The sequence below is a fragment of the Ginsengibacter sp. genome (assembly GCF_057362405.1).
The window spans coordinates 17068-28850 of the sequence record NZ_JBMQQG010000245.1 but is presented as its reverse complement, the minus strand read 5'-3'; the positions used below and the strand labels follow the sequence as shown (position 1 = coordinate 28850).

Genomic DNA, 11783 nt, shown 5'->3' with positions numbered 1-11783 from the left:
AAAATTGTTGTACAACCCCTGCAATCAATTCCTGCATGGCACCCCGGAAAAGGGAAGCAGGCCTGGTTATTTATCGATGAAATTAAAATTTATTAAGCGCATGCGACGTTGGAAAAATATTATTTTTAATACCACATTTGCGCTCAATATTTTATTGTTGTTCCTGTTTATATTCGATAGCAGGCTGCATGTACCGCCGTGGTTGCAGGTCGTGGGACGTATGCATACAATGTTTGTTCATTTCCCTATTGTGATGCTGGCGTTATGTATTTTCTGGGAATTGTTTTCGGGTTATAAAAGATCATATGTGGGCGTTAAAACAGAAATAGGAGATGATCTCTTATTGATTGCTGCCTTCACTTCCGTTATTACTGCTTTGATGGGCTTATTTCTTTCAAGAGAAGAGGGTTATACCGCCGACTTGTTGGTGTGGCACAAATGGGGAGGCATTTTTATTTCTTTTCTTTCGCTGGCATGGTATATTTTTAGAGATAAAGTACGGCAGGTACGGCCGGCATTGTTGAGCACTGCTCTTGCTGCGATGGTAATGATTATTATAACGGGTCATCTTGGCGCCGATATTACACATGGGCAGAATTTTCTATTGGCACCTGTTATATCTGAAAAGCAAAAACCCGTGGTATTGTTTGAAGATGCCGCCGTGTACGCAGATATGGTGCAGCCTATATTCGAAACTAAATGTATGAGTTGCCATAATTCTGATAAAGCAAAAGGCAGACTCGTAATGGAAACGAAAGACTTGTTGTTGAAAGGTGGAAAGGATGGAAAGTTATGGGACACCACGCAGAATGATTTTGGTTTGCTGATGCAACGAATTCATTTGCCGCCGCAAAGCAAAAAACACATGCCCCCGCAGGGCAAACCGCAATTAACTGAAGAAGAAGCGCAGATATTATATTATTGGATAAAAGATGGTGCAAGCTTTACTGCAAAAGTTGACTCGCTTCCCGGCAATGATAGTTTGCGTTTATTGGCTGCTTCATTATTTCAAACCATTGAAACGGATGATTATACTTTCGCCCCGGCCGATGAAAAAAAGGTAGCCGCATTGAACAATAATTACCGCGTGGTAAAGCCGCTGGCGATAGGCTCTCCGGCATTGGGGGTTGAGTTTTTTGGTATCGAACATTTTAAGCCGGAACAATTAAAAGAGTTGCTTGACGTGAAAAAACAGGTTGTGACACTAAGTCTCGATAAGATGCCTGTAACTGATGACGAACTTAAGACTATTGCCCAGTTTTCAAACCTTAGAAAGCTCAATTTATCTTTTACTAATATTACAGGTGCTACTTTAAACGAGTTGACAAAGCTGAAGGAATTAAAATCACTGGCACTGTCCGGGACAAAAATAAAATCGTCTAGCCTTAGTCCGTTAGTTAACCTTCAGAAGCTGACCCACTTATACGTTTGGAGCACCACAATACCTCCGGATGATATAAAGAGACTGAAGCAGCAATTTAAAGCTACCAGTATTGAAACCGGGTTCAGGGGAGATACGGTGGTCATCAAGCTAAATCCACCTGTTATCCAAAATGAAGAACAGGTAATTACCCAACCGGTGCCACTTCAATTAAAGCATTATGTAAAAGGAGTTACTATTCGTTATACAACGGATGGAACAGATCCCGACAGCGTTAATGCTCCCATCTATAGTGATACAGCGATGATCGCTAAAAAAGAAACGATAAAAGCGAAGGCATTTAAACCGGGCTGGATAAGCAGCGATGTTGTTGAAGAAACATTTTATAAAGCTGGTATTGTCCCCGATTCTGTAGCGCTGTTAAGTGCGCCCGATTCGACATATAGAGGAGATGGTGCCGCAACTTTACACGATGGCAAAAAAGGAAGTCTCAATTTTAGGGATGGCATGTGGCTGGCTTGCAGGGTCAATCCATTGGAAGCAATTTTTTATTTTAATAAAGGAGCGGATGTTTCATCCGTTACCGTTAGTAGTATCGTTGATATCGGCAGTTATTTAATGCCACCGCAGGAAATAGAAGTTTGGGGAGGAAACAGCGAAGCAGCGCTTCATTTAATTAAACGTTTGAAGCCGGAACAGCCGGGTAAGGTAATACCTGCCTACCTTACCGGATATGACATAAACTTCAATGCCAGGAAGGTTAAGATTCTAAAAGTGATATTGAAACCCGTAAGTAAACTACCGGCGTGGCATAAGGGCAAGGGCGATAAGGGGTGGGTTTTTGCAGATGAAGTATTTTTTAATTGATTTTATATAGCGAATATCTTTCCATGGCGATTGGCAAAGGAGCCGGCAGTCCCATTGAGTGAAGAAGAAGGTTTAAAAATTATTAATTATGATTGTTAATCTGGAAAATGCGGTAATAAAGGTTGCTATTAAATCTAAAGGCGCCGAATTAAATAACGTCGTAAAAAAAGATAACGGGCTTGAATACATGTGGAGCGGCGATCCGTCAGTTTGGGGTAAAAAATCGCCGGTATTGTTTCCCATTGTCGGTACCTTAAAAGACAATACTTATTTTTATAACGATAAGCCGTATACGCTTTCACGTCACGGTTTTGCACGGGATGCCGAATTTGAAGTGACTGGACAGGAAGAACAAAAAGTTTCCTTTATTTTAAAAGAATCAGGTGCCTCCCTGGTCAATTATCCTTTTCACTTTGAATTAATACTTACCTACGGGTTGGACAATGACTTCTTAAAAACAAGTTATGAAGTAAAGAATACCGGTACAGGAACGATGTATTTTTCTCTAGGTGCACATCCTGCCTTTAGCGTGCCATTGGTTGAAGGGACAGTTTATGAAGATTACTACCTGCTGTTCGATCAGCAGGAAAGTGCCGGGCGCTGGCCCATAAATAAAGAAGGGTTAATACAACAAGCTCCAATTGACTTTCTTATTAATTCTTCCCGCATTAATCTTAGCCATACACTATTTCAGCACGACGCTTTAGTCTTTAAACATTTGAAATCTCACAAGATTTCTCTCCTTAGCGATCGCGGGTCTCATGGCCTTGATTTTCATTTTACAGGATTCCCTTATCTCGGTTTGTGGGCCGCCAAGGGCGGTGATTTTGTATGCATTGAGCCTTGGTGTGGCATTACAGATTCCGTTGATCATAATCAGCAACTGATTCAGAAAGAAGGAATAGAAACACTGGCAGCAGGTAACTCGTGGAAGAGAGAATGGGAGGTGCGTTTCTTTTAATGTTACAGCGAATTGCAATCGAATTTAACACTCCAATACATTTTATATATAATTATTCTCAAGTTTGTATAACGGTATTGAATAAACGCAAAAATTTTATACCTGCTGTTATCTATTGTTCAAAAAAAAACTCCGGGAAATTATAGTATAGAATAAGACGGTTTTTTATATCGATTGTCTCTTCATCTAATTAAATTCAGCAGTGATAATCATCGATAGCGATTGTCAAAAATGAATTAATTTGGTAGAGATGCTTCAATCAATCTTAAAACAAACACTGCATGGCTAAGAAAACAATTGTGTTTATCCATGGGCTATGGCTGCACGCCAGTTCATGGCAACTGTGGATGGATTTCTTTAATGAAAAAGGTTACCAAACGTTGAATCCGTCATGGCCGGGCGATTCCGTTTCAGTTGCTTTATGTCGTGCCAACCCGCAGGCGATTGCTAACAGGGGTGTTACAGAAGTTGCCGACAGTTATGCTAAAGTAATTGCAACTCTCCCTGATTCGCCGATCGTTATAGGGCATTCATTTGGAGGCCTTATTGCGCAGATTATATTGGGCCGCGGTATTGCGGCGGCCGGTATTGCTCTTGATCCTGCACCTATGAAAGGAGTGTGGCAGCTTCCATTGTCGGCACTTAAAGCTTCCTTACCGGTTTTAGGAAATCCCTTCAATTTTAATAAAGCGATCTCTCTTACTTTTAATCAATTCAAATATGGTTTTGCCAACGCCATTCCTGAAGATGAAGCTAAGGAACTCTATGACCTCTGGACTATTCCTGCACCAGCCAGGCCGCTTTTCCAGGCTGCATTAGCAACATTCGCAGGCAAGGAAACAAAAGTGGATACCATAAATGCCACACGTGGTCCGTTGCTGATTACCGGCGGAGAAAAAGATCACATTGCACCTCCGATACTTGGCAAAGCATCCGCAAAAAAATATAACTCCTCAGTAATTACAGAATTCAAGTTGTTTGAAAATCGTGGCCATTCCCTGGCATCAGACCATGGGTGGAAAGAGGTGGCTGAGTATTGCCTGGAATGGCTCAACAGGAAGGGTTTTTAATCAACCGGCTATTGGTTGCCCGGATTATTAATGGAACCAACTTATTATGCTGCATATAACGTTAACTCTTACACGAAGAACTATTGGTTCACGTTAAAGAATCATTAGACTCACGGGTGAATTTTTGAATATGCGACACAAGTTTATTGGGAAAGAACTTTTATTTTTCAACATTTAATATAAAACTTGTAGCACCCGCTTCGCCACTTGATGCAATGCCTTGCAAGTCCACCAAATATTTTCCTGAAATGTCGCCGGAATAAAATGAGAAATGTCCGTCGCCTCTTTTGCCCGTACTAATTTGAGGCGACCAATATAAGACATCTCGGAAATCAGGTAAACGACTGTTGATGGCGTCGGCCGTTGCGTAGTCTGGCGAGTAAAATATTCTTTGTTGTTGCAACCCTTCATAATCGGCTACAAGGTCTCGTGGATTTAGCACATAGCCTTCCATGTTGCCTTTGTAAGTTGTATAGCTTGTAATACCGTTGGCAACAATAGGTCCCCAATGGTACCTGGCAGCTACCACCTCCAGTTTTTGAACTTTCAGGGGATCATAAGCTATTATATTATCTGCGTTGAATACAGGGACGCCATCCAGCAATATGAGCGGATTTGTATCGAAGAAAATGGATGTTGTTTGTTTGGATTGCACGTTGAAAGCCGGTTGGTTGAAGGTAAATAGACGATAGTTTCTACCTCTTCTGCTTACGTTCACTTCGGGTACATACTCTCTCAGTACTTCTTCCATGGTTGTAAAACGGGTGTAATTATCGAGCAGGTACGTTGCAGATGGTTTGTAATAAAAAGGCAATGTATCAATTGAGAGTGGTTGCAATTTTTGCATCTCTTTTTGATGATAGGCAGTTTCAATCTTCATGTGCAAATTGGCAGCCTGTAAATCATCGCTGCTATTTTCAGAAATATGTAATGAAGGAAGCAGATCATTAGCATATTGCTCAGAAAACGGGCTAAAAATTTCGAGGTGAAAAGTACTGTCGTTTGTTGTATTTGTTTGGATTACAACCTGGCTCGGCCCATAAAAATCCTTCATATCAAAATGGATTAACCCGTTTGAATCACTCAGGCAACCGTACAGTTGAATGCGTTTACCCGGTACCGATAGGTATACCAATATGCCGGCTGCGGGCTTCCCGGTAATATCATTTGTGATTCTACCGGTAATGATGTGGCCATAATTTTCGGGCACATAATTAAATGAATAATGTTTTGAAGGCAAGGCATTTTTCCAGTCGAATCTTCTCCACCCCTGCGTGAGTAGTAAATTGTCAAGATCAGTATTAGTCCGGGCATCATCGTTTTTAAAATAATACTGTGGATCTTCAATAAAACCCCTGCAATTGGATGAGAGCCACAAATAAGAAAACAGGTCTTCATCTGTGGGTGTGTTTAAACTATCCAACCTGTAAACTGAAACCGACAAATTACTTTCAAGTGAATTGCCTGAGATGTTAGTCGTCTGCAGATCAATATCAATTTTATCACGATGGTTATAAGTTTGCTTCTGCGCTGTAGCTTTTATCAGCATTTTTCTTGCCGGTCTTTTAAACCAGAGGCGTTCGCAAACGGGTTGAAGATCATCGTTAAAAAGCGTTATTTGTGCCATGCCATCTGCAAGACTATCTATATCGGATATAAATGCAGCCTGGTTATTTTCGAGAGCGATTTTTTTAGCAAAATTGATATGCCCGCGGGTTTCGCAAACAACGTAAAGGTTTGACGAAGGCATATTCGAAGAAGAATACACCGAGATATTTACATGGCTTGTATCAGATTTACTTACATGCATTACATACCCGGTATTATAGGCATCGGGTAGATTTTTAGTAATTGCTAAAGTATCATTTAGCGTGATAACAGCCCTGTAGCTAACGCCATTTTGAGGAGTTAACATAAATTGGCCCATACCAAAGTGCGATGACCGAAAATGAGCAACTGTATCGTTCGATTGATCAACAATCACACCGTTACAATTAACACCTTTTCCGTAACTATCATTTACTTTAAAAGCTACCGTGCTCGCAAGGCCATTTACGAGATTACCTCCTTCAGGCAGAAATTGGGCTTCATACTTAATCTTATTATGTAATAATGAATCACCAGGATTTTGCGTAGTATTAATTATGGTGATGATCTTTTTGAAATAATGATCAGGCGAATCATTCTTCATCCAGTTGGTGTAAGCCCTCAATTCGTAGTTGCCTGAAGGGATGGAAGCAGGCAGGTCAAAAGAGCCGCTGCCTGTACCGTTTTCCATTGCTATTTTACCCTGTAAAACCGGTTGGTGAAGTGCATTCATCACTTCTACATAGGCTACTCTACTTACAGGTAGCAGTTTATTATCGATGGCGTTGGCCAGGTAAATTTTAAACCACAAAATATCTCCGCATAAATAATAGGAGCGGTCAGTATGTACAAATATTTTTTCGCTTAAATGATTTTTAACGTAATCATTATAGCCCGATGTGATTTCATCAATCTTATTTGTTTGGCTCAAGGCAGAGACATACAATGACAGCGTCAGGCAAATAAAACAAAACCGGGCAAAAAATTTATGTAAAATCGAAGTATTCATTTTATGTTTTTTATGGCCAGTAACCTGGCTTTACGTTGGGCCCTCCGCTGGATCTGCAGTCTACACATGAATAATCTCCTCCACTATATACCCCACGGGGGTCGATTACGTCTATCGGGATATAAGGCTTTTGATGAAAATAGTATTCCAGGCTATCTGAGGTAACTTTAATCGTAACGCAGGCAGAGGCTAGGTTCCAGTTGGAAGGCATGTCCACCCTGCTAATGAATAACCGAAGGCTGGACGTACTTCCTGCGCCTATATAACCAATAACTGTTTCGGAGGTATCAGTCACACAATGAATATTTCCTTTGGTTTGATTGGGCTGCGGATCAAAAATAGATCCTACGTCTTCTGTATTACTTTTAATTGCCTGCCAATAATTATACGCGATCGAATCAAGTGCATATTGCGTGACATATATGCTGTACAAAACACTTATCCGGCTATCATGAAAAGGAATGAGAACCAATGGCGCTTCATGAATAACATCGAGACTTAATTTCGCTGATGAACCCAAAAGTATATTTGTTGAATTTCGGGACGGCCAACACGCAAATATTTGGTCGTATCTTGGAAGTAAAGATGCGGAAGGAACATCATATTGTAAGTTGGAATAAAAAGCAGAATGGAATTCCCATGTTTCTGTGTAACTCCAACGATAATACCTTGTTGCATTTTGAGGATCATGTGTATTCACATATACCTGGACATCGTTATCCTTAAAATTCCAATCGAGGCTGTCTATTGGCGGCGCTTGTTTATAGGGTACATAATCTGACACATATTCTTTATTACCCGATGTATGAATATGCAAACGATACCTGTTGGCTGGATTTAAAAAAGTAGTCACTGTATAAATTCCATTGCCCTCTTCAGTAAGTGGATATGTCGCATTACTTTGATCTTCGATTGCGACAATAGCATTTAGCTCATTCACATGCGTAGCAGTGTCTCCCGATGTAATATTCCTGGTACGGCTTAGTTTTATAGAAGTTAATCCATCGCCATTTATAAAACCTTCCACCACAAGGTAATTGCTATTGGATGATAATACCGCTGGATTATAAGGGTCTTTGCACTTCGAAAAGAACAGGAGCAATATGCCGTAGGTTATTATCTCCCACGGAAAAATTATTTTTTTCATCAGAAGTGAATATTATAAGTTAAAAAGGGTATAGCAGTTCCGAAAATGGATAATTTATAGCCATGTATGTTACCATTCTGCGAAATGAAATAAACTGAATATGCATTTCTTCTTGCCAACAGATTGTATATACCCAGCGTCCACGAGTTGTGTGTTAACTGGTATATCTTATGATTGCCTAACAGATTCATGGAAAGATCTGCACGGAAGTAGTTTGGGATCCTGTATGCATTTCTATCGGAGTAAATAACTCTTACAGATCCGGCATAATCATATTCGGCTATTGGCAACGTAATTGGCCTGCCTGTGCTATAAACTGCATTGAGTGAAACACTGAAACGATGGGTGAAACGAAAATTTCCAATCAATGTAAAATTATGGGGCTGATCAAAATTGCTGGGATACTCGTTACCGTTATTAATCGTTTCACCGGCATAAGGATCATCCTGTTTCAATAAAGAACGGGAATAGTTGTAGCTGAACCATCCATTGATTTTACCCGTAGATTTTTTTATCAGCAGTTCTACGCCATAAGCTTTGCCGTTAGTATTGATAACATCCGTTTCGATGTGATGATTCAATACCAGCACGGCGCCACTTTTATAATCCAGGTAATGAGTAAACGATTTGTAATATACTTCTACCGATGTTTCTATAGTATTGTTTTTAAAATTTCTATACAACCCCAGCGCATACTGCATTCCAAGTTGCGGCTGCAGGTTGGGGTCACTTAATTTCCACACATCGGTCGGTGAAATGGTGGTTGTATTTGTGAGCAAATGAATGTATTGCCGAAGGCTGTTAGCCGATGCCTTTATAGAAGTATTTTCTGATATCGAATACCTTGCAGACAGTCTGAATTCCGGACCGGAATAAGTTTTAATTGTTTTGCCGGAGGGATAGTAATTCGTGCTCAGAATATTGCCTTCGTTTTTTGGCAAATCCGGGGCATAAGAATTTACATGTTTTGCCCCAAGGTAGTTGAATAAGGAAAATCTGATGCCGCCATTAATTGAAAATTTAGGGGATACATTAAACTGGTCTCCGAGATAAACAGCGCTTTCCAACGCATGTTCGGCCTCTACCGTATCCGCAATTATAAGAGATGCATTACCCAACGGATTAAGTGCCCCGGAATGTACATCGTAATAGAGGCCGCTAAGCCCGAACGACAATGTGTGTTTGTTATTTAGGAAATAACTAAAATCAAGATTTGATTTGAATTGATTGATGCCGAATTTCAACTTATAGGCATTAACCGAATCTCCGGTGTTGGCCACCCGGTAATCATAATGATCAATGCCTGCAGAGAGTACACCATAAAAGCGATTTGTAAAATTGTGCTTCCAGTTAATATTTGCATTTTTATTGTGGTACTGGTAATTGGTGTCGCTGTTTAAATCAAATTTATCGCCACTAATATATCCGTTTATATAAACATTGTTTTTGCTGTTTATTTTATGGTTAATATGTAAAGTGCCATCCTGGAAAGAAGCGTTGCTTTTCTCGTAATCCTTCGGTAATAATTTAAGTATCCAGCTGGAATAAGTAGTTCTTACACCTGCCACGAATGTTGTGGTGCTGTCAAACAGAGGGCCTTCAAGAGTTACCTTACCCGTCAGCGGTCCGATGCCTGCTGATCCTGACAACTTTTTATCGTTGCCATCCAGGGAAGTGATATCAAGCACTGAAGATATTCTTCCACCGTACTTTACAGGAACGCTGCTCTTATATAACGTTACATCCTTTATTACATCCGGGTCAAAAGCCGAGAAGAAACCAAACAGGTGTGATGGATTATAGATATTAAGGCCGTTGAACAAAATTAAATTTTGATCGGTTGCGCCGCCTCTCACATTTAAGCCGGTGCTTGCTTCACCCACCGATTTTACACCAGGTAACGTAAGCACTGCTCTTAATACATCTGCCTCTCCTAACACAGAAGGAATTTGCTTGATTTCGGTCATATTCATTTTATCAATTCCCATGCTTGTACTGCGCACGTTCTTTTCTTTTCCGGCTTCCACCACTACTTCTCTTAACTGTAAAACCTTGTTGTTTACGGCAACATCAAACTTACCATCTGAATAAAGCATCACCTGCCTTTTTGCATCAAACATGCCGGGGGCAATTATATTTAGGGTATGCCGGCCCGCAGGTAAGGTCATTGAATAATATCCAAATTGATCGCTGTTTACCTGGATGTGCGGATGATCAATATATATGAGTGCTCCGGAAATCGATTCACCTGTTTCTGATTGTCGGATGTAACCTGCAATATTTACTTTGCCTTTGGGCGCTTCATTTCTTTTAATTCCGATATCATATAATTTATTTTCAGCTAACATATCGGCCTTTGTTGCTTTTTGATGGTTCATATAAACCATAACTCCTGAGTCGCTCCTGGCAATAATTTTCCTGGTATCTTTTTCTCCGTTAAAAAAACCGTAAGGAAGATCGGTTGTAAGGGCAAATCCTTTAGTAATAAACACTTCGTCATCCTTATCAATAGTATAAAAGCAACTATCGCTACCGAGCACTTTATCCAATATAGGTGGTAAATGAACGTCCTTAACAGAAATGGTAATAGTAGCGCTGTCAAATAAGGTTGGGTCGTAATAAAAATGATAGCGAGTCTGGGCTTCTATTTTTTTAATAAATTCTCCAAAAGAAATTTCATGGAGATCAAGCGTAATGAAGTCACGGTGCTGTTCCTGGGCGACAAGTTCCTGGCAGGCAAATAATACAATAAAGGAAAAAACTAAACAGAATCCTTTTTTCATTTTAATTCGTTAGTTGGTCATAAAATTCTACCGCTTTTTGCACGCTGGTTTCAAAGTTCTTTCGCTTGATTTTAGTGTGCGCACGCCGTAACATTTTTTTTACCTTTTGTTGTTTGTCAGTAAAAAGACGAAGGACTTCTTTCTTGTTACTCACCAGGTAATACAAACCATTTTTGTGAATATAAAAACGATCCTTTTCCGTGAATACGTGTACAACTGTATTATCTTTAATAACATCTTCCATTAGTTTGACTCTTCTCGATAAAAGCTTCATATGTCCATTGTACAGCAAATCATAAAATCCTGTAGTATTCAGGTTTTGTTTATAATCTTCCTTTAAACTTATGAAAGTGTGCCCTGAAAAATAAAAGCTGTCCACCAGTTCATTTTGCAAAACTATTCTTGCAAAATTGTCGGTACTTGCAATAGTTACCTGGTTCCTATGGATGTCGTACCCTAACCTAACGGGTACGTATACACGCCCTGCGTAGCCTACCCAGCCATTTGAGAGGTTAACCGATATAAAAAAAGGGTCACCTTCCATAATAAAATGATAGTACAGGTATTCTTTTCCGTTATATATTAGCGCATTACCTCCTGTGTAAGTATTGTAAAGATCAACTGCATTCTTCACCTGTATATTAATAATGGAATCTGGCTTTGCGCCTTGAGAATAAGAAGCAGTTAGGGAAAATAACCAGGGTATCAGGACTACAAAAAACTTCATTACATTATTTGATTAAATCAACCTTTTTGTTGAAGCGGTTGCAGGCATTTTTTTCTTTCGCAAATTCCGGCCTGCAAATAAGCATTAGCTAATATACTGATCAGGCGTAATATTAAATTCAAATTAGTCTAAATAATATGAAAGTAAGTTATAATAATACATCATTGAGCTATAATAATACTAACCCGCAGCACTACAATTAAAACGGTTTAGTGTATTCCTAAAAATAAAATCCAGCTAAATTAACAGTG

At 39.7% G+C, this 11783-nt stretch carries 7 protein-coding genes; 3 read left to right on the top strand and 4 right to left on the bottom strand.

Annotated elements, in window-relative coordinates:
- From ACO1O5_RS21140 to ACO1O5_RS21130, 3 genes are all read left to right on the top strand, one after another.
- Nucleotides 1-2248 (top strand): FN3 associated domain-containing protein (locus tag ACO1O5_RS21140; protein ID WP_486273826.1); only part of this gene is annotated, 2248 nt, incomplete at its 5' end.
- 88 nt (nt 2249-2336) lie between these two features.
- A complete protein-coding gene (locus ACO1O5_RS21135) occupies nt 2337-3209 on the top strand; it encodes an aldose 1-epimerase family protein (RefSeq protein WP_486273824.1) in 873 nt (290 codons plus the stop codon).
- 281 nt (nt 3210-3490) lie between these two features.
- The gene (locus ACO1O5_RS21130) at nt 3491-4279 is read left to right on the top strand and encodes an alpha/beta hydrolase (RefSeq protein WP_486273822.1); all 789 of its coding nucleotides are present in this window, start codon (nt 3491-3493) and stop codon (nt 4277-4279) included.
- A gap of 160 nt (nt 4280-4439) precedes the next feature.
- Here ACO1O5_RS21130 and ACO1O5_RS21125 read toward each other — a convergent pair whose 3' ends face one another.
- Genes ACO1O5_RS21125 through ACO1O5_RS21110 form a run of 4 tightly spaced genes read right to left on the bottom strand, consistent with a single transcriptional unit; the run spans nt 4440 to nt 11532 of the window.
- Complete coding sequence (locus tag ACO1O5_RS21125) at nt 4440-6875, bottom strand: hypothetical protein (RefSeq protein ID WP_486273820.1); 2436 nt, start codon at nt 6873-6875, stop codon at nt 4440-4442.
- A 10-nt stretch (nt 6876-6885) separates the two neighbouring features.
- Nucleotides 6886-8022, bottom strand: a complete 1137-nt coding sequence (locus tag ACO1O5_RS21120; RefSeq protein ID WP_486273818.1) for a DUF4249 domain-containing protein — start codon at nt 8020-8022, stop codon at nt 6886-6888.
- Nucleotides 8022-10805: a TonB-dependent receptor gene (locus tag ACO1O5_RS21115; RefSeq protein WP_486273817.1), complete on the bottom strand. Its 2784-nt coding sequence runs from the start codon at nt 10803-10805 to the stop codon at nt 8022-8024. Before ACO1O5_RS21115 ends, ACO1O5_RS21120 begins: the two co-directional genes overlap by 1 nt.
- Before the next feature lies 1 nt (nt 10806).
- Nucleotides 10807-11532, bottom strand: a complete 726-nt coding sequence (locus tag ACO1O5_RS21110; protein ID WP_486273815.1) for a hypothetical protein — start codon at nt 11530-11532, stop codon at nt 10807-10809.
- Nucleotides 11533-11783 lie beyond the last annotated feature (251 nt).